This window comes from Dehalobacter sp. MCB1, from assembly GCF_003590275.1.
Classification (GTDB): Bacteria; Bacillota; Desulfitobacteriia; order Desulfitobacteriales; family Syntrophobotulaceae; genus Dehalobacter.
The window spans coordinates 1-25,454 of the sequence record NZ_LXPC01000015.1; the positions used below are offsets into that span (position 1 = coordinate 1).

A 25,454-nucleotide genomic window follows, 5' to 3' on the forward strand; every position below is an offset into this window, starting at 1 on the left:
GAAAGCCAGGTTTCAGATAACGTTTAGGCATTCCCGCCGCGCCCTGACCACATTCATAATCCTCCAAGTGGCGGGAATGCTGTGTTAGGCGAAGTCGGACGCTTATAATTCAGAGCCCGCCAGGACGGCGGGCCCTTATACAACCGGCTTCCCATCCGAGTCTAATAAGTAACTATCTCCATTCCAGTCTCTAACTTTTATTCTATCGTTTGAAATGAACAAACAATCTTCTCCTTCAGGATCTACGAAAATATCTGCCCCAGAGAATTGCCATTTGATATTTCCGCTCTTATCTATGCGTGTAATTTCCAGTTCACCATTAACTAAAAAATCACCTGAAAAGCGATAAATACCAAAACAACAAGCATAGTCGCATTCGGTTTGCCAATCTAATACTAAATCCGGAATCGACAAACAAGAAGCTTTGTTCCCTACTATAATTATTAAACTACTGTCATCAATTACAAAGGATTTTGGATGAACCCTAGTAGGGCCACCAGAGCTCATTACAATTGCACTTTTTAAGACATCTCCATCTTTCATAATTGACAAACCACATTTACTCAAAAAATGATGATTGGCGAGTGACCTGTCGTAATATTCATTATCATATATGTACTTATTGTCAGTTGAGTTCAGAGTATACATTAAGTCATCATAAATCTGTAAAATATAGTCACCATCAAACAACTCAACATTCATAAAAAATCTCTCCGATTCTTCTTCAAAATCGACTCGCGCCAAGGATGGCGCGACCCCCGTCCGATTTCGCCTAACGTCTCGTGAATTCCCGAAGTCTGGTTACTACATTCATATTCTCTCAGATTTTGGGAATTCACTGTTATATGCAGTGCCACACTTCTTGCTCAGAGGCCGCCAGGACGGCGGCCCCCTAAACTCCCACATGATCATACTTTAATAATGTGGGCATCTCATACTTTCACACCATATAAATTGGAATTTGTCAATCTTTCTTTTTTCTTAAAATAAATACTACTCATAATTGCAAAATCAATCCGCCATCATAAAATCTGCCCATTCACACGGATAGTCTTTATAATGTTCTCGCCAATAATATATCTGCTCAATATATTCTTGCTTACGCTCCTCAACAACTTTTTTGCATTCTGGTACACCATAGTGTCTAATTATAGCTGTCAAATCATAGATTGGAAAACCGATAGCATGTCCATTCGCATGAACCACGCCGCAAGCTTGCCCGATGGCATGGCACAAAGCTATATCTTCAAGAGAGTCGATTTCCTTTGCCACTGCGTGAGCCTGCAAAATCGCGCGCTTAGCCACGGGCATTTTTACTTTACCAGCAGCCCAGTCTTTTGATGCCAGCACAGCGGATTCGAGTCGCTTTTCGTTCGGATAACGCTCAAACAACCTTTTAACAGTTTCATCGGCAAATTCAAATGCCCACAAGACCATTGTCCGATGATTTTGTTCTTGAATCAATGCTGCTAAATCGGCTAAAAATTCACTATCTTTAGCAAAAAGAATCTGATTTTTTCTCTTAATTCTGTTTTGCACTTCGTTAAGCCAATTCAAATTTTTTCTCTCCTTTGACAGATAAATTCTTGTTTATCTTATGCTATACAAATTTATTCAATCAGAATAGATTAACAATATAAAATAGCTACATAGTAATCTCCATAATCCGCGCATGGAGGCGCGGCGTTTTGTGGCATTGCATATAACGTCCTTTTTCCGCATATGTTGCGGATTACATCCAAATATGGAGGTAAACCGCAAGGGTTGCGGAGATATTTCCTTTAGCAGAATTTACTTCTTTTAAACCTCCATGTCCAGTGCATCGATTGGGCTGTGTATTTTAGCTAGATCCCGTTGGCTTACATGGGTATATATTCGCTAACATATTTTCTTAAAATATTTAGTGTAATTTCAGATAGAATTGAATACCGGTCTTTTCTCCCTTTGGCCTGCCGGATATGGATAAGCATTCTGCTTTTATCAATGTCATTCACTTGCAGATTAACCACTTCACTTACCCTTATAACTTAATTGCACTGATACTTTGATTTACAAATGAGTGCGAATGTTTTTTATCTATCATCAAATGCACAAGATAATTTCTAATGTCCTCTGTTGTCACTTTGCTCTGATCCTTACCAATAAACAAAAGAAATCTTTTGATATGTCCAAGATACCCTTGTCGAGTTTTAAAGCTATACCCCTTTAGAATTAGCTCCTGATCCATTTTATTGAATAGACATAGTATTTTTTTAGGTTCGAATTCAATTAAGTTCAACCACTTCTCTGTACATTTGTTCAAGAATATCTTATCGTCAAAAACTTTGTAAAGAGAAAGAATTGTATCCACTGATCTTGGTACAATCCAGCATCGCAGCCCTGAGTCCCACCTTCGCCCTTTAATAGATTTGATCTTCTCGACTCTTTCTGCTGTATACTCAAAAGTTACAAAGAGTTCCCTTTGATTTTCTTCCCGGGGTTGACATATACAGCCATCTTTCTGCTCCATTCTTACATAATGGAAATATTACTAATAAATACCATTGCAAAAATATTTTAACTTCTTTAATTTGCATGGTCAATCCTAAAAAATAATTTTGGTATTATTTAGGGAACTCCTTTTTATGTCACAACGGGGAGCACCATATTTTATGAGTCCAAGATTTTTTTGACTCACATGGGTATATTTTTCTGTAGTATACCTCCTCGAATTCGGATTCGGCTCCGAATTTGAGTTGGTAAGCTGTCCTTCTCCATACTCTTTGAAGATACGCATCAGTTTATTGGCCCTGCTCTGGGAGAAATCGACCGACTCCTCCAGCCACTTGCCCCATTCTCCGAACTTAAGCAGGGACTTGGCCTCCGTCAACCGTCTTCCAATCTCTACGGTGGCGGCAAGATAGATATTCTCAGCCTGATATTTGATCATGTTAATCTCAGCCGCGATTACATTCGGCGTGCGTCCGCTGATGACATCAGGTACTGTATTGGTTTCTGGATCATTCTCCGGATCGGTTGCTGTATCCTTTGCTGGATCCGTCATGATATCCACACTCCTTTGGAGTAATTTCACTTACAGGATATGTGGCCATGGCTTAAAAGTGTGACAACCTCATTCGTTAAGCTTTTTATTATAGGGAAGTAACTTTCTTATTTTCTTTCTTACTTCCCCCAAATGTGTACGCTTCACCTTGCTGTTGCCAGTTTCGGCAATGCTCTGTTAAATGAAGCTGGTCGCCCCCATATCCAGAGGGCGACAGGACGTCGATCCCTTAAATCAAACAACAATATTTCTAAATTTCTATGGAAAATGTATCAAGAAAGGTTTTAGTATCAAATAGGTTAGCCCATTTCATTTTATCAATCTTAATTATATAAGAGCCGTCATTATTAGTAGGTAGTGGTTCGTAAGAACCATCTATAATAAGTCTCCATTCATTCTGAGTTTTGTAAATATCACTCTTAACAAAATATGGATCTAGAACGCTCCCTGTAGTATTATAAGCTTTTTGATAGTCTCCTTCTTTTGAAAAGTCAGTTAAATCTCGATAAATAATTGGCCCGCTAGTAAATCCAAATTCCGGATTTGCATTTATTTGAGCTTTACGAAGCAGCTCTAAAAGCTCCTCAGAATTAAACAAAAGCACATAATCACCAAATTCTTTTATTGCCAACTTGTAATCATCAGCAAAAATATAGTTAGGGTCATTATAAAATAATATATCCTTTGTAATCATTGAAGCACAGAACAACAAAATAGAATCGTCCCCAACTATTGATTTCATAACAGTAGTTGGCTTAGGTATATAATCGAAAATATTTTGACCAGATTTATTAAGAACTTTTAAACTTGACGGATCAATCGGAACTTGCCCCTCTCTATTATCGCCACGATATATTGTTATATCAGTACGACATTTAGAAATTGGATTAAAATAAATTGACCCATTAGATAACATTTCTAAATGTCTCCGTTTCCCAAACTTTGCAATCAAATAGTTATCTGTCAATTTACCACCTCGAGGTATAGCTTAACATTCCTGTTGAACTCAAATGCCAATCTTCTGAATACGCGCCAGGACGGCGCGGCCTTTGCGGCCAATTTCATTTAACGGTTGGGTGTTACCGTAGCGTCATACTACTTTCATATTGGCAAAGTTACGGTAACACCTTGTTATCTGCTGCCCGTCGGAAATACTCCAGATAAACCGACACATTCATATTTCCTGGATATAAATAGTTGAACTCATGAATATCAGCCATCAATGGATATAAATGTAATTTCTGGGCAAATTGACAAATTCCTTCTTTGCTAAATTCGCAACCGCGGGTCTGTTGACAAATGGGTGTAAGACATCCACAATCCAAATTAAAATTTGGCTATTCTTGGAATTACTACACAGGTGTACTCAAAATCTAAAACGACAAATTTTCAAACTCACTCTATTGGTCTTGTAGAATCAAGCAATATCAATGTCTAAAATGATATAATTAAATAGGGTGATGGTGTAATCAATCATCAAAAAGTCGACTACCATTACAGACATTATATAAATAAATATCACTGAACCTAGACCCATTTCTTAACGATAATTCCACATTATCCCTCAATTTCCTTTATATTTATTCTCTTAAATTTAACGTAAATATTGAAAAGAACAAATAATCACAGCTTTTCAAATCATCGGATCGGGTGGCAAAGGCAATTCCCCAAAAGGCTGGAAATTAAGTTCCCTTGCTATAGTATTATTGCATCTCAACCTCAACTAGAGGTCTATTTGACTATTTGCCCTGTAAAGCCCAGAATATTTTGGGGAAGGACAGTAGCCGAAAAGAAAAATAAAAGCCTTATAAGGCTAATAAAGCTTAACTAAATCTTACTTTTCGGCAAAGTGAAGCAATTGGCAATGGCTTCAAGGTGTTTTCCCAAAATCAAAAGACTGTAACGATTTCAACCATCGTTACAGTCTCTTTACATTGGTCTTCCTTATTCTCTTTGTTTAAAAGAGCGCCAGGAAAGTTACATAGGCGAAAATCATTTCCTGCCCGATATCCCAATTCGTACCCATCGCAGGATCTTTATCTGCGAGCTCCGGATGCTGTTTAACGATATCACTCCAAGAGATCAACAATTGTTCTTCCATCGTGAAGCACCTCCTATTAATAAATACCATACTCCATAACAAACTTGTTTACGGCAATGATGTTTTCCGCCTTGCCGTCAGCTGCCGAAATAAGTTCCTTATCGGTAGAAAAAATATATCCTCCGCCAGGAGCCAGATCATCCAATAATTCTTTCGCTTTAGTAATACATTCTTCCTTCGTACCATATTGTAATAACGTTACCGGGAAAAGCCCTAGTATACACATGGTATTTCCAAGCTTTTGTTTAAGTTCTTTAGGATCACCGTGTTCGAACCATCCCAGTGTTTTCTTGACAGGTAATTCTTGAAGATGATTATAGTAACGTGACCAATCTCCTTCATAGAATGGCATTGGAATTACTCCGTTTGCAACGAAGGCCTCCACAATCGTTTTAAACATAGGCCAGTAAAATTTATCAAAATCTGCTGTCTTAAGCATAGGAGGTAAATGTAAAGGGAGTAGGATGATTTTGGGGTTTGCTTTCGGTGGTGTTGAAAACATCTGACCCATTCCAAACCTTATTACTAACGGAGTAAGTGCTTGAGCAGCCTCTAGCAATTCTTCAGGGCGACGACGCATATCCATAAATGCGCCTTTAATACCCCGGAAGAAATCGGCAATCCAATCTAATGGCATTATCGCTAAACCATCAAATAGCATAGGTATTCCATACTGGGATATTAGATTAGCCTCTGCAGCGCCCTTTTTCGCTCCATACATACCAAATTGCATAGCGCCTTTTGCTAGTGCTAAATCTTTTGCAGGTGTGTCTTTAGCTAATTCGGCATATTTCCGCGGCAAAACTTTTTCAACCATGAACCTAAACGGGTCTTTAATAAATTCAGGATATTCTTCGCTAGTCATTACTTCCGCATTCTCATCTGAATATTGAACAATGTTGCTCTCATTTAAATAATGAAAAGATTTACTGCCTAAAGCCTGATACATGCCACCAGGCCTGGCGTAAAACATGTGCAAGACGTCCATCGGGATGTCGTTAACTACTTTTAGAATAGACTTACTGCATTTATCCAAATCCCAGTTGGATTCGGAATCAGTGTACCCTGCATAGTAGGAAGACCATGTTCCAAGAGCGGAAGAAATCGGAACACGATCCGGTTGTTCCAGATTAATGGCTTTATAAACTCTTTCTACACGTTTTTGGTAAAGATTCATAACTTCACTCATCAATCAACCCACCCATCTTTGGCATATTTTGACCCCTTCAGCTGCGTTTGTCGAAAAGGCATCGGCCCCTATGCTTTTACAAACATTCTCATTAACAGGTACTCCGCCGATAATCACCTTGACCTTATTTCTGAGGCCCGCATTGTTCAGTCCATCAACCGTTTCTTTCATACTATCCAGCGCTAAAGTCAGTACGCCGCTTAAGCCAACAATATCAGGGTTAACTTCTTTTACCTTGTCCACGATCTGGCTAACCGGAACATTGATCCCTAAGTCGATCACCTCAAAATTTGCGGCTTCAACCATGGATCTGAAAATATTTTTGCCTATGTCATGAAGATCTCCGAAAACGGTAGCCAGGACAATTTTTCCGCCTTTTGCTGAGAACCCTGCACTTAAAACCGGTTTGAGTTTGTCCATTACGCTTTGTAACATTTCCCCGGCAAAGACTAAGTCCCCGATAAAGTACTCGCCCGAATCATAGCGTTCACCTACGAGCGTCATACCTTGCTGACAGGCTTTAACAATTTCTTGGACTTCTGCGGCGTTGTCATCTTTGCTTAGCACTTCATCAATCGCCTTGTTTAACACGTCTTCGTCCAAATCGGACATCGCTTGAGTCAGGACTTTCAAATCCACCACTTTCAATCATCCTCCTTAAAATTTTTCTTTGATACCGTTGCGTTGACAGTTTTTTAGCCTGGAATGATAGCTTCCAATCCGCTGTCTATACAAGTAAATATATCAAAAGAAAAGTCCGCATTTCTTATCACGTGGAAAAGATTTTAATCTTTTTTAAATTTTTAAATTATTAGCCAAAAAATTGAGAACAAATTAACCCCTTTTGGTCTCAGCAAAACTTGCAATTGTATATTAGAAAAAGAGCCTCCCAAAATAATTCTGGAAGACTCTTTTACCTATGCTTGATAAAAAATGATGATCCCTTGCTTTACTGTAATTGATTATCTGTTGAAGACATCTTTGTAAATCGTCTGTGCTATATCGCGAATCTTTTCATTTTCATTATTGCATGCCTCCAAGATATATTGCTTGTAGCTTTCCTGATAATTATTCCGCATGAAATTCAATACGTTTACTTTCCATTTCCATAATTCATCCGGAGAAAGGTAAAAGAATTTTGGCTGTATGTTATGCTTATAAAATTCTTCTTCCATTTTCATTATGTTTTCTGGTGTAAGACAAAGCGATATTTCTAAAACACCGGGAAATTCATCCTTCTCCGTCCATTTGCCGCTGTTCATCGGGCATGCGTCCTGACAGGCATCGCACCCGTAGATCCAGGTTCCAAAACTCTTGCCAAGAGGATCGTTTGCCAAATCACGGCCGCCAAAAGTGGTGAGAAAGGAGACACAGCTGAGCGGATTCATTGTATAAGGCGATGAAAGAGAGCAGGTAGGGCAGGCTTTGATACAATTGGAGCAGCCTTCAGGACAAATCGGTAAATTAGTTGATTCAACCAATTCCATATCCCTGTCGGTAATCCACGCTTCTAGTTCCACCCAGGAACCGGATTCCGTATAAAAGAAATTATTTTTGCGTATGATTCCAAGCCCGGCCTTCATGGCCGCCCAGCGCAATCCAACGATGCCAAAATTCCGGTTTGAGGCTGTTTTGAGTCCCAGGTCCTGCAGAAATTGTTCCATCGCAACGCTTCTCTTGAATTCCTTAGATTCCGTATTGACACGTCCGTCAAATAGATAGTGTTTAGCGATATGCCCTTTTAACTCCCCAGGTGCTTTATAATGTCCAAAATGAGAAACAGCGACGATAACAGATTTTGCCCAGGGGTACCGCTCTTGCAGATCCGTCAAACGGCTTTGGCTCCGATAGAACATCTTTGAGACGGGGACTTTATCGATACGTTCCCTTAGACATTTATCATAACCTTCTAAATCCTGAATACGGACAATCCCACACTTTTCATAACCGAATTCATAAGCCTTATCCTGAATCAAATTCTCTACATGCATGATTTTGCTCTCCTTTATATGACATAGTGTATGTGTATATACACGGATAAGGCAAATTAAGATCCCAACCTCTCAATCACGGAAAGGAGAGATGTTAATTTTTCAATATTTTCTTTTCCGAGTTCCTGTTTAATGAAATTCTGCGCATCGTTCCACAGGTATTCCGCCTCAATGTATTTCTCAATCCCTTTTTGGGTTAATTGAAGCTGACGGTTCCGGGCGCCTTTTTGAGAAACATCAATAATTAAGAATGCAGCTTCCAGAGGTTTAAAGTTACGGACTAAAGTCGTCCTGTCCAACCTGATTTTTATAGCCAGGTCACTGACACTAATGGGACCAAAAAACTTTAGATGCTTCAAAATTGAATACTGGCTGACTGTCAATCCGCTTGGGGCCAGCTTTTCATCATATATTTTTGTAATTGCCGAAGCAGCCCTACGTAAATTCAGACAATTACAGATTGACGGCTTCTTTTCATTGTTTTTCATATAGGAAATCACCTCGTATAGTGTATATACACTATATGCATGGTATTATAAAATGATTATGTTGTCAACATTATATTATAGAGCCTTATTTGCTTTGAAATTTTCAAATTACACCATCCTTTGTCACGGATGACACAAAAAAAATCAAAGACCGCAATGATTTCAACAATCATAGCGGCCTTATTCTTAAACACTGTTAAACCTTACAGCGCAGCCACCACTGCGTCTCCCATTTCTTTTGTCCCGAGCACCTTATCTCCAGGTTTGGCCAGGTCGGCTGTCCTGTAGCCCTGATCCAGAACTTTGGTCACAGCATTCTCTATTCTACCGGCTTCTTCGTTCAAGTCAAACGTATAGCATAGCATCATCGCCGCCGAAAGGATCGTCGCCAGTGGATTTGCCTTGTTTTGACCAGCAATGTCCGGTGCGGAACCGTGAGCAGGCTCATACAGTCCTTTCTTACCGTTCAGGCTGGCTGAAGCGAGCATGCCGATCGAGCCGCCGAGCATCGAAGCCAGGTCGGTCAGGATATCTCCAAACATATTCTCTGTGACGATCACGTCGAACTGTTCCGGATAACGCACTAGCTGCATGGCGGCATTGTCAACATACATATGCGTCAGTTCGACATTCGGATATTTTTTTGCAACATCTTCAGCAATCTCCCGCCAGAAACGAGACGACTCGAGCACATTGGCCTTATCGACCGAGCAGAGCTTTTTCCGTCTGCCTCTGGCAGTTTCAAAACCAAGCTCAATGATCCGGCGGACTTCTTCCTCATTGTAGAGAAGGATGTCATAGGCTGCCCTGGGATTCTCATTTCTTCCCTTTTCACCGAAGTAGATCCCGCCGGTCAGTTCGCGAATCACAACCATATCCACATTTCTGACGACTTCTTCCCGTAAGGTGGAAGCTGAAATGAGCGAAGGAATCATTTTGACTGGACGGATATTCGCGAAGAGACCGAGTTCTTTTCTGATCGGCAAAAGCGCACCAAGCTCAGGTCTTTCCTTAGCCGGTAGCGTATCCCATTTGGGTCCGCCGATCGCACCCAAAAGTACTGCATCAGCCTTCTTACAAGCATCCAGTGTTTCGGCAGGCAGTGCTTTGCCGACTTCATCAATTGCGGCTCCGCCGATCAAATAACGATCGAATTCAAACTTGACCGGGCAGTCTTCTAATGCTGCCTGAAGCACTTTCAGCGCTTCAGGAATAATCTCTCTTCCAATCCCGTCGCCGGGCAATACGGCAATTTTAGGCATTCTTTCTTTTCTCCTTTACGTACGGAACCAGCCCACCGGCTTTGATCAGTTCCTGCATAAATGGCGGAAAGGGAGTAGCCTGAAAACTTGTTCCTTTGCTGATGTTTTGGATCGTGCTGCTCTGGAGATCGACCTCGACTTCGTCACCGGCCTCAATGCCTCTGACAGCTTCCGGGCACTCCAGAATCGGCATCCCGATGTTCAGCGCATTCCGGTAAAATATCCGCGCATAGGATTCTGCGATGATGGCTTTGACACCGGCAGCTTTAATCGCCAGCGGAGCATGTTCCCTGGAAGATCCGCAGCCAAAGTTTTTGCCGCCGATCATCATATCTCCGGGTTGCACGTTGGCCGCAAAAGAAGCATCCGCATCTTCCATACAATGGGCGGCGAGATGTTCCGGTTCAAAGCGGTTCAGATAGCGGGCCGGGATGATGACATCCGTGTCAATATCATGGCCGAATTTCCAAGCTTTACCCATTATCAACGACCTCCCTCGGATGAACGATTTGTCCGCATATGGCTGAAGCCGCAGCGACTGCCGGATTGCACAGGTATACTTCGCTTTCAGGATGACCCATCCGGCCTACAAAGTTCCTGTTTGTGGTGGACAGCGCCCGCTCACCTTTGGCCAGAATCCCCATATGGCCGCCCAGACATGGCCCGCAGGTCGGCGTACTGACTGCTGCTCCGGCTTCAATCATGGTCTGAATCCAGCCGCGGCTCATCGCTTCAAGCAGGATATCCTGGGTGCCCGGGAAAATCAGGCAGCGGATATTCGGATGGATCTTCTTCCCTTTCAGAATCTTAGCCGTGATTTCGAGATCCTCAAGACGTCCGTTCGTACACGAGCCTATCACAACCTGATCTATTTTCAAACCCTTTGCTTCCTCCACCGATTTGGTGTTCTCCGGAAGATGCGGGAAAGCGATCTGCAGCGGAATATCTTCCGTGTCAAATTCGTAAACCTTCTCGTATACGGCATCCGGGTCGCTATGATAAACTTTATAATCCCTTTTTGCCCTGGCTTTGACGTACGCCAGCGTAATCTCGTCCGGTTCAATGATCCCGGCCTTGCCGCCAGCCTCGATCGCCATATTGCACATCGTCAGCCTGTTGTCCATAGAGAGTGCTTTGATGCCGTTTCCCGTAAATTCCATCGCTTTATAGCGGGCACCGTCAACGCCGATTTTGCCGATGATATATAGAATCAGGTCTTTGCCGCCGACATACGGCTGGAACTTTGTGCCGTGAAAAACAAATTTCAAGGTCTCCGGAACTCTGAACCAGGCTTCGCCTGTGGCCATCCCGGCCGCGCAATCCGTACTGCCTACGCCGGTCGCAAACGCACCGAGTGCACCGTACGTGCAGGTATGGGAATCGGCGCCAATGATCAGGTCACCGGGAAGTACCACCCCCTGCTCCGGAAGCAGACAATGTTCGATGCCGACTCTTCCGGTATCCCAGTAATGTTTAACCTCATGTTTCCGGGCAAAGTCGCGAACGATTTTGCATTGTTCCGCGGAGGCAATATCCTTGTTCGGGGTGAAATGGTCAGGTACCAGTGCAATTTTTTCTTTGTCGAATACCTTCTCAATTCCTAATTTTTCAAACTCTTTGATCGCGACCGGAGCTGTAACATCATTGGATAAGACCACATCCAGTTTGGCATTGATGATTTCTCCGGGAACGACTTTATCTACTCCGGCATGGGCTGCCAGAATTTTTTCGCTTATCGTCATACCCATGGGCAACAACCTCCTTTTTCATGTGCTCCTTAACATTATCTCATCTCCGTAAACATTCCGTACGCGCAGATGAGATAATAAGTATCCGCAATCATGCATCATCGCGGCCTGTTTTACCTCCAGTTATCATCTTTGCTTCAGGCTGATCCAACCTTTACCGAGCGCCCTGTTGACAGCCTGGACATAGGCCTTGACGCTGGCCTCGATAATATCCGGACTGACACCCCGGCCGGCAACAGTGTGATCACCGAACGAAACCGTTACGGTTACTTCACCCTGAGAATCCTCGCCGACGTCAATTGCCTGTAACGAGAAATTCTGCAGTTTTCCTTCAATCCCGACAATTTTGTCGATTGCCTTATAGGCAGCCGCTACAGGGCCGTCACCATAAGCCGCTTTCGCCAGCTCATTATGATGCTCTTTCCCATCTTTCAGCTCTAGGCCAATCGTTGCCGTAGGCTTCAGGTTATTTCCGCTTAGAATCTGCCAGTAATTTAAGGCCAGTGTTTCCTCTGCCTCCTGCGTTTCAGCAAGCGCATAAAGATCAGCTTCCGTGATAATCTTTTTCTTCTCAGCAAGGATTTTGAAGTCTTCAAAAAGCTTCTCAAAGCGTTCTTCACTGACTTCAATGCTCAGGTCGTCCAGAGACTGTTTGACCGCATGCCTCCCGGAATGTTTGCCGAGGACAATCGTATTCATGTCAAGTCCGATGGCATCCGGGGACATAATTTCATACGTACTGCGTTCTTTGAGGACTCCGTCCTGATGAATGCCTGATTCGTGCGCAAAAGCGTTTTTACCTACGATCGCTTTATTGGGCTGGACCCTCATACCGGACAGTCTGCTGACCAGACTGCTGGTCCGGGAAATCTCCCGGGTGACGATACCTGTCTCGACCTCATAAAGGTCTTTCCGGGTATGCAGCGCCATGGCCAATTCTTCCAGCGCAGCATTCCCGGCCCGTTCTCCGAGGCCGTTGACCGCACATTCAATCTGATGAATGCCTGCCTTAACTGCGGCCAGGGAATTCGCGACGGCCAGTCCGAGATCATTATGGCAGTGGACGCTTACTTTGACTTTTTCAATACCATCGGTTTTGTCCATGATCGCTTTGACAAACTGAGCAAATTCTGCGGGCATCGCATACCCGACAGTATCCGGAATATTGATTACAGTTGCGCCCTCTTTAATGACCAGCGAGAATACTTTGGCCAAAAAATCTATATCGCTGCGCGAAGCATCTTCAGCACTGAATTCTACATCACTAACTTTGGATTTTGCCAGCTTGACCCCATAGACAGCGCGTTCCAACACCTCATCTGGTGTTTTTCTAAGTTTGTACTGCATATGAATCGGAGATGTCGCAATAAATGTATGGATTCGTGGGCTTTCCGCAATATGGATCGCCTCCCAGGCCCTTTCAATATCCTTGGCTTCTGCCCTGGCAAGCGCAGCAATGGTCGTATTTCTGATTTTTTCAGCGATCAGGGATACGGCCTGAAAATCACCCAGAGAAGTGATCGGAAAACCAGCTTCAATAACATCCACACCCAGTTTTTCTAGCTGACGGGCAATCTGTAGCTTCTCTTCCATATTCAGCGCAACGCCGGGAGATTGTTCCCCGTCCCTTAACGTCGTATCAAAAAATTCAATCCGTCTCACCCTATCCACCCCCTGCGACTTTATGATATCCAGTAAATTCGTTTCTAAGATTCGTTCTTATGATTATCCGGGTAGGTCTCCGTAATATATAGCCGCTTACGGCAATTGAGCCCTCCTGGCTCAAAAAGCCGCGCTGCGCACTCCTTGCTCCGCTTACGCTGGCTATATATTACGGAGACTAATCTTTGGAGTATATTTTAGTTATATTATTCTGAAAAATACATTGTTGGAATCGACATGCAAGTATAACATTCTAGAACACAGATTCTTTTAAAAAACCAAACATCTAAATGCTATATTCTGGAAAAAGTTAGCTTATAAAAACTGCTGTATCATACTTAGGATCAGTCTGTGGGCCACAGTTCCGCGACAAGCGAAGCATGGATTGCGCAGCGCGGCTATTTGAGCCATGGAGGGCTCAATTTGCCGAAAGCGGTATTGTGGCCCGCAGACCTACCCGAATATATTATTGTACCTGCGAACCTACTCAAATAGTCAAAATAGGGATTCGGCAGGCTTTATTTTTTCTTCAGCCACGGCATCATGGAACGAAGCTCTTGACCGACTTTTTCAATCTTATGTTCGGCATCCCTGCGGGTCATGGCATTGAATACGGGACGGCCAACCTGGTTTTCGGAAAGCCATTTGCGGGCAAACTCTCCGTTTTGGATTTCAGAAAGTACTTTCTTCATTTCCTTGCGGGTTTCTTCCGTAATGATCCGTCTACCTACCATCAGGTCCCCGTACTGGGCAGTATCGGATACGGAGTAGCGCATCCGGCTGATTCCGCCTTCATACATCAGGTCGACAATTAATTTCAGTTCATGCAGACACTCAAAGTAGGCGATCTCCGGCTGATAACCGGCTTCGACAAGGGTATCAAAACCGGCGCGGACCAATTCGGACGCACCGCCGCAAAGCACGGCCTGCTCACCGAACAAGTCCGTTTCAGTCTCTTCTTCAAATGTCGTTTCGATCAAACCGGTGCGGGTACAGCCAATTCCCTTAGCGTACGCAAGACCGATCTGCTTGGCATTGCCGGTAGCATCCTGATAGACGGCGATAAGTCCCGGTGTTCCTGCACCTTCGGTATAGGTTCGGCGGACAAGGTGTCCCGGGCTCTTCGGAGCAACCATGATTACGTCGACATCAGCCGGCGGCACGATCTGACCAAAGTGAATGTTAAAGCCGTGTGAAAAGCAAAGTACTTTGCCAGCGGTAAGCGACGGCTCGATCTCTTCCCGGTAGATCCTGCTCTGGGTCTCATCCGGCAGCAGGATTTGAATCAGGTCTGCTTTGGCTGCTGCTTCAGCAACCGTCATCACAGTCAAGCCGGCTTCTTCGGCTTCTTTCCACCTTGCGCTGTTTTTGCGCAAGCCCACGATAACATTCAAACCGGAATCTCTAAGGTTTTGGGATTGGGCATGACCCTGACTTCCCCAACCCATTACCGCAATCGTCTTTCCTTTCAGCAGTCCCAAATCAGCATCTTGATCATAATACATTTTAGCCATTTTATTTACTCTCCTTATTCATTATTTTTTAATTTTAATTATCGGACCGGGCAATCGCGATTTTACCGGTTCTGACAAGTTCGAGAATACCGTAAGATCTCATCGTTCTGACAAACGCATCAATCTTTTCTTCATCACCGGTTAGCTCAATAGTTAGATTATTTTTGCCCATATCGACGACTCTGCCTCTGAAAATGTCCACCGTCTGGAGTACTTCGAGCCGGGTGTCCGATTTAACCTTTACCCGAATTAGGGCCAATTCCCTGTTTACCACCGACTCCTGGCTCAGATTGGTCACTTTATGGACGACAACCAGTTTATGCAGCTGTTTAGTGACCTGTTCAATGACCTGGCTGTCACCCTCGACTACAATCGTCATCATGGAAAGGTCAGGATTTTCAGTCTGACATACCGTCAGACTATAGATATTGTAGCCCCTCCGGGAAAACAGGCTTGATACCCTTGCCAGAACCCCCGGATCATTTTCAACCATTACAGCGAGTGTATGCAGCATTATTCCTTCCCCTCCAGTATCTCTGTTATTCCCTGACCGGCAGGGACAAAAGGAAGTACAACTTCATCCGGTGAGATCGTGAAATCCAGCAAAAATGGTCCGGGCGTTGCGACAGCTTCCTTCAAGGCATCCTCAACCTGGTCGGCCTGCTCGACTCTGCGCCCTTTGATCCCATAGGCGTCAGCAAGTTTCACAAAATCGGGATTGGCATCCAGCTGGATCTGGCTGAAACGCTCGTTAAAGAGCATTTTTTGCATCTGCCTGACCATGCCTAAAACCCCATTATTCATCAGGACTATTTTTATGGGAAGGTGATATTGGACCGCGGTGGCGAGCTCATGGATACTCATTTGTAAAGAACCGTCTCCGGTAACCAGAAAGACCAAACTTTCAGGTTTGGCAAACTGGGCGCCGATTGCAGCCGGAAGACCAAATCCCATCGTGCCCAGACCGGCACTAGTAATAAAATGTCTTTCTTGATTAATCGGACAGAATTGGGCCGCCCACATCTGGTGCTGGCCGACATCCGTCACCACAACCGCTTCTTCCCCGCTGATTTTTCCCATTGCTTCCAAAATCGTCTGCGGATTGAGGCGGCCGTCCTGCTCATAGCTTAGCGGGTATTCCTTTTGCCAGTTCCTGAGTTCCTTCCACCAATCCTGAATGACCGGCGGATTGATTTTGGTAACAAACTCTTCCAGGACAAGTCTGGCATCTCCAACAATCGGGATATGTGCTCGGATGACTTTGCCGATCTCGGCAGGATCTATGTCAATATGAATGACTTTCGCTTTCGTGGCAAAACGGTGCTTCAGCCCGCTCGTGACCCTGTCGTCAAAGCGGACACCGATCGCAATCAGTAAATCGCACTCATCGACGGCGAGATTTGCAGTAATGGTCCCATGCATTCCGACCATCCCTAAATGATTCGGATGCTTGGACGGGACACTGCCAATGCCCATCAGCGTTGTGACCACAGGAAGATTGGCTTTTTGGAGCACTTCCTGAAGAATCTTACCGGCGCCGGAGGTTATGACGCCTCCCCCGGTATAAACAATCGGTTTCTTGCTTTGGGCCAGCGCTTTAGCTGCTTCAGAAATCTGACCGGAGTTTCCTTTAGTAAAGAATTTATAGCTTTTGAGCGTAACTTTGGACGAATAAGGCTCAGTGACCTCTGCTGCCATAATATTCTTCGGCAGATCGATCAGGACCGGACCCGGACGTCCTGTACTGGCAATGTAAAACGCTTCTTTCACGATACGCGGAATGTCTCTCGCATCCTTGACCAGATAGGAATGCTTCGTGATCGGCATCGTAATTCCCGTAATGTCAACTTCCTGAAAAGAATCCGTCCCCAACAGATGGGTCGATACCTGACCGGTTAAAATCACAAGCGGAATGGAATCCATATACGCATTCGCAATTCCTGTAACCATATTGGCGGCTCCCGGACCTGAGGTGGCCAGACAGACACCAACCTTGCCGCTGACCCGCGCGTAGGCATCAGCGGCATGAACAGCACTCTGCTCATGTCTCGGCAGGATATGACGGATCGAGCTGTCCAGAAGCGCATCATACAGTGCGAGCAAAGATCCGCCGGGATACCCGAATATCAGCTCTACCCCTTCCTGGTCCAGTACATCGAGCAGCGCTTTGGCACCATTATAATTATCCAAAGCAAGACTTTCTTCGTCTTCCCAGGTAATTTCAGGGTCTCTGGCTATTAAGGCGTCTTCTTTGGACCTATCCATCTATTCATTCCTCCTTAAGTGTCCGGAAAGCTGCTCCTTTATTGGCCGACTGGGCAAATTGGACGTAACGTCCCAGATATCCTGTCCGGCCTGCTACTTTATACACTTTCTCCAACCCTTTCTCCGGGTTAAAGCTGTTTCTTCTTTCTACTTTTTCAGATTCGGGCAGAAGCCAGTCGATGGTCCGTTTTTCTAAATCAATCCGAATCATATCGCCGTTTCCGACAAACGCAATCTCCCCGCCGAGCGCTGCTTCAGGAGAAATATGCCCGATCGAAAGTCCGCGGCTGCCTCCGGAAAAACGTCCGTCGGTGAGCAGCGCCACAGAAGAATCAAGCCCCATCCCCGCCAGCGTTGCGGTTGGCCCGAGCATCTCTCGCATACCCGGTCCGCCTTTCGGTCCTTCATAGCGGATAATCACGACATCGCCCTCTTTAATCACGCCGCTGCGAATCGCTTCGGCTGCCAGGTCTTCTCCGTCGTAAACCTTGGCCGCGCCCTCGAAGACAATATCCCTGTTCGCCAGAGCTCCTACTTTAATCACGGCTCCTTCCGGTGCCAGGTTGCCAAACAGGACACAAAGTCCGCCTTTGGCGGAATACGGATCAATCAGCGGCCGGATGACACTCGGATTTTTGACAGCCGCGCTGCTTAGCCTTTCCGCCATGGTAGTGCCGGAAACCGTCATGCCGGAACCATCGATCAAACCGGCATCCAACAAGCTCTTTAAAACGGCACTGATCCCGCCTGCTTCATTGACTTCGACGAGATAATGCCCGTTCACCGCCGGACTCAGTTTACAGATCTGAGGGGTCCGATCACTGATTGCATTGATCTCGGCCAGGTCAAATTCGATTTCTCCTTCAAATGCGATCGCAGGCAGATGAAGAATGGTATTGGTTGAACACCCTAACGCCATATCAGCGGCAACGCCGTTCCTGATTGAAGTGCTCGTTACGATATCACGCGGCCGGATATTATCCCGCAGCAGATTCATAACCTGATAACCGGTTTCTTTGGCCAAGCGTATTCTCTCGGAATAAACAGCCGGTATTGTACCATTGCCGGGCAGCGCCATGCCTATGACCTCTGTCAGGCAGTTCATGGAGTTTGCCGTAAACATTCCGGCACAGGAACCACAGGTCGGGCACGCATTTTGTTCGAGGCCCTGAAGCCATTCCTGGCTTTCCTGGCCGCTATAGACTTTGCCGACGCCTTCGTAGACGGTAATAAAATCAACATTTTTCCCCTCGTGACGACCCGGCAGCATCGGTCCGCCGCTCACGACGATGGCCGGCAGATTCAGCCGCATTGCAGCCATCAGCATTCCAGGGACGATTTTATCACAGCTTGGAATAAATACCAGGGCATCGACAGCATGTGCTCTGGCCATAATCTCAATGGAGTCGGTAATCAGCTCCCTGCTCGCGAGCGAAAAATGCATCCCGACGTGTCCCATGGCAATACCGTCACAGACACCAATCGTCGAAAATTCGAGCGGCGTACCGCCATTTTCTCTGACTCCGGCTTTAACTGCTTCGGCAATTTGACGCAGATGCATATGCCCGGGCACAAATTCATTAAATGAGTTGACGATACCGATCAAGGGTTTTTTGATTTCCCGGTCGGTAAGTCCGAGAGCTTTAAATAGAGACCGGTGAGGTGCCCTGTCAACTCCGATTTTTACTGCATCACTGTTCATGGGATTGCTTCCTTTCCTGAAATTTTTTTGTCTTTAATCTATTGTTTGTCTTCCACCTATTAATATAATCATTTGGGTCTTGTCTGCGCGCCACATTCCGCTCTCGGCAGATAGCGCCCTCCATGGCGCTATCTGCCGCGCTCCGCATCCATGCTCCGCTTACGCTGGAACTGTGGCACACAGACCCAGCTATGAAGGTTTAAATGTCTAGTTATTTAAAGAACAGTTACTAGATAGGCTCTCCCTCTGTCTTGACATATTCGTGGAATTTAGCCAGCAGCTTTTTAAATACGGGTCCTGGTTTACCGTCCCCTATCTTTCTGGAATCCAGCGTAATAATCGGAATCAGCTCAGCCGCCGTACCGGTCAGGAAGCACTCATCAGCACTGTAGACATCAATCAGATGAAACAACTCTTCTTGAACGGTGATCCCTTCCTGGCGGGCTAAATCGATGACAGAATCACGGGTGACACCTTTTAAAATCCCGGCATAAACTGGAGGTGTGGTTATAACTCCGTCTTTGATAATAAAAATATTGTCGCCGGTGGCTTCACTGACATACCCTTCCTGATTCAACATCAATGCTTCCATCAGACCTGCCCTGTTGGCTTCAATCTTAGCCATAATGTTGTTCAAATAGTTTAGGGATTTGATTCTCGGGCTTAACGCATCCGAACTGTTCCGGCGGGTGGCAGCCGTAATGATCTCCATCCCATTTTCGTACATGCTCTGCGGATACAATGAAATATTCCCGGCAATACAAATAATTTCCGATTTAGGGCATTTCCTTGGGTCTAAACCCATATCTCCGACCCCTCTGGAAATAATCAAGCGGATATAAGCATCTGTAAGGCTGTTTTTTCTTACAGTTTCCACAACGATATCCATCATTTCCCGACGGCTTACCTCAACGTTTAACAGGATTGCATTAGCGGAGTCATACAGTCTGTCGATATGTTCCTTTAACTTGAACACCCGGCTATTATAGGCCCGGATCCCTTCAAATACACCGTCTCCATAAAGAAAGCCATGATCGAATACAGAGATTTTCGCCTCCTGGCTGTCAACAAATTTACCATCGCAATAGATAATCATGTGAATACTCCTTTCCGAAACTCAATTTTGATTTCAACACTATCTATATTGTAACGAAACACAATCAACATGTAAAATATACCTTAATAAAAAAAAACAGGGAGTCTAATTGCTACACTTCCTAAATGTGCATATTCGTATATGAGAAAAACTCTACGTCTTTCTGAAGTATCATTATCTTTTTAACACTGTGTTATAGCACATATAATTATTTTATCTAAGTGTATATGATACAGTTAACTGTGTCAATATATTTTAAATGTACTTTTGATCTGCATTGAACCGATCGAAAAATATCCTTGCCAATTCCAGGATAGCTTGATATAATGTCCACTGTACAGAAACATTTGTTCATTCAGAAGGGATAGGGAGGAAATATTATGAAGAAAATTGTAATTGGTTTACTGGGTTTTGGAACTGTCGGATCAGGTACAGCCGCCATACTGAAAAATAACCGGTATGACATCAGTACCCGTACCAACGCTGATATAACCATAAAAAAAGCTCTAGTCCATGATATCCATAAACCTCGGCCGGATTGCTACGGCATTGTTTTGACAGACGATCCTAGGGAGATCACAGATGATCCTGAAATTGACATTGTTGTCGAAGTGATGGGCGGTATTGAGCCAGCCCGTACGCTTATCCTGACTGCAATGGCAAACGGCAAAAATGTAGTGACTGCCAATAAAGACCTCTTAGCTCAAAACGGTGAAGAACTACTTGAAGCTGCGAAAAAGAACGGTCGGGATTTGTATTTTGAAGCCAGTGTTGCTGGCGGCATCCCGATTATCGCTGCCTTAAGACAATCCCTAACCGCCAACCAGATTTCCTCACTGCTTGGAATCATTAACGGTACGACCAATTATATTTTATCTGCTATGACCGAACAGGGACGCAATTTTGCTGATGTCCTGAAAGAAGCCCAGGAGCTCGGCTATGCCGAGGCTGATCCGGTCTCCGACGTAGAAGGGCTTGATGCTGCCCGCAAACTTGCGATTCTTTCTTCCCTGGCTTTTAATACGCGCGTGACGTTTAACGATGTTTATGCCGAAGGGATTTCTAACATTTCTCCGGAAGACATTCACTACGCGGATGAACTCGGCTGCGTGATTAAGTTGCTGGCCATTGCCAAAAATCAGGAAGAAGGGATCGAGGTCAGGGTACACCCCGCCCTGATTTCAAAAAAACATCCGCTGGCCAATATCAGCGGTGTGTACAACGCGATTTATGTCACCGGTGATGCTGTCGGAGAAACCATGTTTTACGGAAAAGGCGCCGGAGCTTTACCTACAGGCAGTTCCATTGTAGCCGACATTATCCAGATTATACGCAATATGTCCGCCGGATCCGAAGGACTCCTAAATTGCGGCTGTTACCGCAACTATCCGATTATCTCAACGGATGATTTTACAACAGCTTATTACATCCGGCTTAAAGTGAAAGACGAGCCGAAAGTCTTTGCAACATTGGCGTTATTCTTTGCTGAAGCCGGCATCAGCTTTAATTCTATCATCCAGAAACCGCGGCCGGATAAAAGCGCCGAAATCGCACTGGTGACCCACCCCTGCCGGGAAGGACAACTCCGTCAGGCCATCCAGTCCCTGAATTCCTACAGCAAACTGGATAAAATCTATAATGTTATTCGGTTGGAGACGAATGGAATTTGACCGGCTCCAACTTACATTCTAAGTAAGTTATCCAAGCTAGGACAACGTTTTTCAAATAAATAAGCAAGTATATGCAGCCCATAAATATTTAGGGCTGGTCTGGGTGTCACAATTCCGCTTGCGGCAGATAGCGTCCTCCATGGCACTAACAGCCGCGCTCCGCATCCATGCTCCGCTTGACGCTGGAACTTGTGGCACCCAGACCTAATATGGGGTATTGAGGTTCGAATAAAATTATTTGAGCAATGAATTTAAGAATGTTGTACCGACTGTTTACTTCCCTCAATAATTGTTATAGAATTTATTCGAATCAATGGCATAATCGTCGAAAAAATGGAGGAAAAGATGTTCCAAGTAAAAGTACCAGCAACTTCAGCAAATCTCGGACCAGGTTTTGACTGCATGGGACTGGCTTTAAGGCTATATAACTATATCCAGGCTGAAGAAAGTGAAACACTGGAGATTATCCTTAAAGGCACCTATACGAGCAATATTCCTGCAGATGAAACTAACCTCTTATGGAAAACAGCCTGCAGGCTGTGGCAGAAAATTGGTTTCCAGCCTAGGCCGTTAAAAATCATCCTGGAAAGCCATGTTCCGCCTGCCCGCGGACTGGGAAGCAGTTCCACCGCCGTCGTTGGCGGGCTGATCATCGCAAACGCGGTAGCCGGAAACCCCTTAAACAGGCTTCAATTGCTTGAAATTGCTTCTGAAATCGAAGGCCATCCGGATAATGTCTCGCCTGCTCTTTGCGGCGGGATCACCCTGACAGTCATGGATGAAAACAAGCTTATTCCGAGGACGCTGGCAAAGTCTCCAAAATTCAAAGCCGTCGTCGTGATCCCGGATATTCTGGTTGAAACTGAAAAAGCGCGCGGGATACTGCCTGCTTCTGTTTCCAGGACTGATGTGATCTTTAACGCTTCCCGCGTTGGACTTTTAGTTGATGCGTTTATTAATGAGGAATACGATTTATTGGCGGTTGCCACTCAGGATAGGATTCACCAAAATCAGCGGGCTTCTCTGATCTCCGGTATGCCTGAAGCTTTAAAATCTGCTGTTCGCGCTGGCGCGTACGGTGCGGCTCTGAGTGGTTCAGGACCGACTTTGATTGCTTTTTGCCCCTATGGAAAAGAAGATCAGATAGCCATGACGATGAAGAGCGTACTCCAGGAGAATGGTTTGCCTTCTGCAGCCCTGACCCTGGATATTGATTCTGAGGGAGCCGTGCTGACCGAAATTTGATTTTGAGGTAAGCCCTAAACAAGAGTAAATCAACCTATAAGATACTGTTGATAGTTTTATCTATTGGCAGTATTTTTTTACTTCGGACTTACGTCATGTACCCTAACCGCTCTTGACTATTTGCACCATCCTTGGTTTGTCGCTCCTTGCCCGGATAAAAATTTTGTCAAAGAGCATGACAAAATTCTTGCTATTGCTTTAAAATTTCTACATAATTAATCCTGAGGAGGATTTTTATGACTTTTGCAGAAAAATTAGATTTTTTAATGAATATTACGAAAACAAGCAATAGCGCTCTGGCTCAGCATATCTCCGTAGATGCGTCTTTGATCAGCCGTTTTCGGCGCGGAGAACGCCAGCCTTCCCGCAACGCCAACTACCTGAGGACAATGTCTTCCTATTTGGCGCAGCGCTGTACCAAAGCGTATCAAATTACTGCTGTATTTGAACAGCTCAACATGCTGCCGACGGCAGAATCTCAGATCGAGCAGTTTAAAGCCCTGATCCATCAGTGGCTTTCAGGTGAAATCGGCAATGACACCGAAACAGTCAGCGAATTTTTAAACGAACTGTCCAATTTCAAGTTCAAAAATCTGTCCCTACCGGAAAGCAATGAGGAACCAGAACTTGCCATGGAGCTGAAGATGGATGGTGCCGTCTTCTTTGGTGAGGAAGGTAAACGGGAAGCTGTGAGTACATTTCTGACCATGCTGCTGTCCGGCAAGATTTCCCAAACACTTCTTTTATACAGTGACGAGCGGATAGACTGGTTAACTGGGGATTATTCCTTTGCAAAGAAATGGGCTGCATTGCTTAGAAAGGCGATTATAGCCGGAAATAGGATCAAAATCATCCACACGGTCAGCAGGGATTTGGATGAAATGCTCTCGGCAATCACTCAGTGGATGCCCATCTATATGACCGGAGCTGTGGAACCCTATTATTGCCCAAGAAAACGGGATGGGATTTTCGGTCGGACTTTGTTCATTGCCCCCCTGACCGCCGCCTTAACTTCAACTTCTGTAGAAAACAAGACAGCGAATGCCGCTAATTTTCTGGTGACAGATAAAAAAACGGTCAGCGCTCTGACCGATGAATTCGACGATTATCTGTCCATCTGCCGTCCGCTGATGAACATCTATACCCCGGGAAGTCAACAGGAATATCAGAAAAAGTATTCACTGGCACTGACCCATTTTGATAGCACGGAAGCTGATACAATCCTGAAAACCGAATCACTTTCCATGGTAACCATGCCTTCTGCAACCTTCGAACATATTTTGACCCGGATCGGCAGCACGGAAAAAAGAAACATCCTGTCCTACCATAAAAGCCGGACCAGAACTTTTGAAAAAAACCTTCTCCAACATCAGTACTATGAAATTGCGGCTCTCCCGGATCCTGTCCGTATGAAAAAAGGTGAACTGCGTATCGGTTTCTCTTCCTTCATCATCCACGATCAGGAACTATATTATACGCTGGAAGAATACACGGCTCATCTCCAGCACCTTATCTTTCTACTCGAAAACTATGAGAATTATCATCTGCGTCTTGTTTCCAAGGAAGAAAAGAAGGACTATTTGATTTATGCCAAAGATGCGGTCGGCGTGATGATTGCGAAGACCTCCCTGCCTTTTGTTGTGTTTGAAGTCAATGAAAGCAATATGACCTCGGCTTTTTGGGACTCTCTCCACAGTGTTGCAGTCAAACAAAAAAGCAAAAACGACAGACAGCTTACGATTACTAAATTAAAAGCATTTATTCTCGCCCTCCAGAATGTTGAGTAGCATAAAGGGCCAAATATTTTTCATAACTTCTGTAGACTTTCTCGACATATTCCCTGGTCTCTGTAATTGGAATTTTCTCCATACGGTACGCATTCGGGTCCTTCGTCCAATCATCCAGCCAGCTTTGCACCCTACCGATCCCGGCGTTATAAGCCGCCAGGGTAAGAACCGTATTGCCGGAAAACTCCTTATTCAAAGAAGCAAGGTACCAAGTGCCGTAACGAATATTGGTTTCCGGATCAAGTAAGTCAACCTTTGCGTAATCTTCATTGAGCCAGACAGCTATCTCTTTCGCTGTCCCCGGCATCAGCTGCATCAATCCGACCGCCCCTTTGGACGATTTTGATTTGGTGATGAACCTGCTTTCTTCCCTGATTACGGCAATCACCAGCAATGGATCTATTCCATACTTGGCGGCATATTTTTCAACCGTCTGCTTGTATGGAAAAGGGTACATCATTCTGCCGACAAAATTTGACTGGTATACAGCCAGAATCATAAGCAATAAAAAAATAATTGTTATGGTCTTAACAATTTTCCTCTTTGCGATAAACAAAACGCACCCATCCTATTTCATATATTCTAATATCTTGTTAACCCTTAAATGATAACATCATTTTTTTATTATCTTTTGATTATCCGTATGTTCATCTAAGCGGAGATATGATTTAATTCTGAAACATTATATACG

At 44.7% G+C, this 25,454-nt stretch carries 22 protein-coding genes and 1 pseudogene; 3 read left to right on the forward strand and 20 right to left on the reverse strand.

Features of this window, described 5'->3' with window-relative positions; genetic code table 11:
* Nucleotides 1-135: 135 nt before the first annotated feature.
* From A7K50_RS11370 to ilvE, 19 genes and pseudogenes are all read right to left on the reverse strand, one after another.
* Nucleotides 136-702 carry a hypothetical protein gene (locus A7K50_RS11370; protein ID WP_131930015.1) on the reverse strand — a complete coding sequence of 189 codons (567 nt, stop codon included), beginning with the start codon at nt 700-702 and terminating at the stop codon, nt 136-138.
* 309 nt (nt 703-1,011) lie between these two features.
* Nucleotides 1,012-1,557, reverse strand: coding sequence for a putative immunity protein (locus A7K50_RS11375; RefSeq protein ID WP_119776362.1), 546 nt, complete (start codon nt 1,555-1,557; stop codon nt 1,012-1,014).
* Between the two features lie 302 nt (nt 1,558-1,859).
* On the reverse strand, nt 1,860-2,024 hold the full coding sequence (locus tag A7K50_RS11380; protein WP_199698294.1) for a tyrosine-type recombinase/integrase: 165 nt from the start codon (nt 2,022-2,024) through the stop codon (nt 1,860-1,862).
* A gap of 689 nt (nt 2,025-2,713) precedes the next feature.
* A pseudogene (locus A7K50_RS11390) lies at nt 2,714-3,043 on the reverse strand (DUF3102 domain-containing protein); the annotation flags it as partial.
* Nucleotides 3,044-3,293: 250 nt separating this feature from the next.
* Nucleotides 3,294-4,010: a hypothetical protein gene (locus A7K50_RS11395; RefSeq protein WP_119776367.1), complete on the reverse strand. Its 717-nt coding sequence runs from the start codon at nt 4,008-4,010 to the stop codon at nt 3,294-3,296.
* A gap of 990 nt (nt 4,011-5,000) precedes the next feature.
* Nucleotides 5,001-5,144 (reverse strand): hypothetical protein, encoded by a 144-nt coding sequence (locus tag A7K50_RS14210; protein WP_165904921.1) that lies wholly within the window; start codon nt 5,142-5,144, stop codon nt 5,001-5,003.
* Nucleotides 5,145-5,160: 16 nt separating this feature from the next.
* The gene (locus A7K50_RS11400; protein WP_119776369.1) at nt 5,161-6,333 is read right to left on the reverse strand and encodes a uroporphyrinogen decarboxylase family protein; all 1,173 of its coding nucleotides are present in this window, start codon (nt 6,331-6,333) and stop codon (nt 5,161-5,163) included.
* A 3-nt stretch (nt 6,334-6,336) separates the two neighbouring features.
* Nucleotides 6,337-6,975: a cobalamin-dependent protein gene (locus A7K50_RS11405; protein ID WP_119776370.1), complete on the reverse strand. Its 639-nt coding sequence runs from the start codon at nt 6,973-6,975 to the stop codon at nt 6,337-6,339.
* Between the two features lie 320 nt (nt 6,976-7,295).
* Entirely contained in the window at nt 7,296-8,324 is a 1,029-nt protein-coding gene (locus tag A7K50_RS11410; protein WP_119776372.1) for a 4Fe-4S double cluster binding domain-containing protein, read from the reverse strand.
* A 56-nt stretch (nt 8,325-8,380) separates the two neighbouring features.
* Nucleotides 8,381-8,812 (reverse strand): MarR family winged helix-turn-helix transcriptional regulator, encoded by a 432-nt coding sequence (locus A7K50_RS11415; protein ID WP_119776373.1) that lies wholly within the window; start codon nt 8,810-8,812, stop codon nt 8,381-8,383.
* 203 nt (nt 8,813-9,015) lie between these two features.
* Nucleotides 9,016-10,074, reverse strand: a complete 1,059-nt coding sequence (gene leuB, locus A7K50_RS11420; RefSeq protein WP_119776375.1) for a 3-isopropylmalate dehydrogenase — start codon at nt 10,072-10,074, stop codon at nt 9,016-9,018.
* Nucleotides 10,067-10,555, reverse strand: coding sequence for a 3-isopropylmalate dehydratase small subunit (locus A7K50_RS11425; protein ID WP_019226847.1), 489 nt, complete (start codon nt 10,553-10,555; stop codon nt 10,067-10,069). The genes leuB and A7K50_RS11425 overlap by 8 nt, the downstream gene beginning before the upstream one ends.
* Nucleotides 10,548-11,822 carry a 3-isopropylmalate dehydratase large subunit gene (gene leuC / locus A7K50_RS11430; RefSeq protein ID WP_019226846.1) on the reverse strand — a complete coding sequence of 425 codons (1,275 nt, stop codon included), beginning with the start codon at nt 11,820-11,822 and terminating at the stop codon, nt 10,548-10,550. The genes A7K50_RS11425 and leuC overlap by 8 nt, the downstream gene beginning before the upstream one ends.
* A 126-nt stretch (nt 11,823-11,948) precedes the next feature.
* Complete coding sequence (locus A7K50_RS11435) at nt 11,949-13,484, reverse strand: 2-isopropylmalate synthase (protein ID WP_119776377.1); 1,536 nt, start codon at nt 13,482-13,484, stop codon at nt 11,949-11,951.
* 518 nt (nt 13,485-14,002) lie between these two features.
* The gene (ilvC, locus tag A7K50_RS11440) at nt 14,003-14,998 is read right to left on the reverse strand and encodes a ketol-acid reductoisomerase (RefSeq protein ID WP_119776378.1); all 996 of its coding nucleotides are present in this window, start codon (nt 14,996-14,998) and stop codon (nt 14,003-14,005) included.
* Nucleotides 14,999-15,032: 34 nt separating this feature from the next.
* Nucleotides 15,033-15,512 (reverse strand): acetolactate synthase small subunit, encoded by a 480-nt coding sequence (ilvN, locus tag A7K50_RS11445; RefSeq protein ID WP_119776380.1) that lies wholly within the window; start codon nt 15,510-15,512, stop codon nt 15,033-15,035.
* Nucleotides 15,512-17,263: a biosynthetic-type acetolactate synthase large subunit gene (gene ilvB / locus A7K50_RS11450; protein WP_119776382.1), complete on the reverse strand. Its 1,752-nt coding sequence runs from the start codon at nt 17,261-17,263 to the stop codon at nt 15,512-15,514. Before ilvB ends, ilvN begins: the two co-directional genes overlap by 1 nt.
* Before the next feature lie 4 nt (nt 17,264-17,267).
* On the reverse strand, nt 17,268-18,965 hold the full coding sequence (ilvD, locus tag A7K50_RS11455; RefSeq protein WP_119776383.1) for a dihydroxy-acid dehydratase: 1,698 nt from the start codon (nt 18,963-18,965) through the stop codon (nt 17,268-17,270).
* 229 nt (nt 18,966-19,194) lie between these two features.
* Nucleotides 19,195-20,061, reverse strand: a complete 867-nt coding sequence (gene ilvE / locus A7K50_RS11460) for a branched-chain-amino-acid transaminase (RefSeq protein ID WP_119776385.1) — start codon at nt 20,059-20,061, stop codon at nt 19,195-19,197.
* A 380-nt stretch (nt 20,062-20,441) separates the two neighbouring features.
* Between ilvE and A7K50_RS11465 the strand changes: the two genes are divergently transcribed.
* The 3 genes from A7K50_RS11465 to A7K50_RS11475 all read left to right on the forward strand — a co-directional run bounded on the left by A7K50_RS11465 (nt 20,442) and on the right by A7K50_RS11475 (nt 24,763).
* Complete coding sequence (locus A7K50_RS11465) at nt 20,442-21,731, forward strand: homoserine dehydrogenase (RefSeq protein WP_119776386.1); 1,290 nt, start codon at nt 20,442-20,444, stop codon at nt 21,729-21,731.
* 345 nt (nt 21,732-22,076) lie between these two features.
* A complete protein-coding gene (gene thrB, locus A7K50_RS11470; protein WP_119776388.1) occupies nt 22,077-22,976 on the forward strand; it encodes a homoserine kinase in 900 nt (299 codons plus the stop codon).
* A gap of 236 nt (nt 22,977-23,212) precedes the next feature.
* A complete protein-coding gene (locus A7K50_RS11475) occupies nt 23,213-24,763 on the forward strand; it encodes a transcriptional regulator (RefSeq protein WP_119776389.1) in 1,551 nt (516 codons plus the stop codon).
* Here A7K50_RS11475 and A7K50_RS11480 read toward each other — a convergent pair.
* Nucleotides 24,735-25,319 carry a lytic transglycosylase domain-containing protein gene (locus A7K50_RS11480; protein WP_119776391.1) on the reverse strand — a complete coding sequence of 195 codons (585 nt, stop codon included), beginning with the start codon at nt 25,317-25,319 and terminating at the stop codon, nt 24,735-24,737. The two genes, A7K50_RS11475 and A7K50_RS11480, sit on opposite strands and share 29 nt — an antisense overlap.
* Nucleotides 25,320-25,454 lie beyond the last annotated feature (135 nt).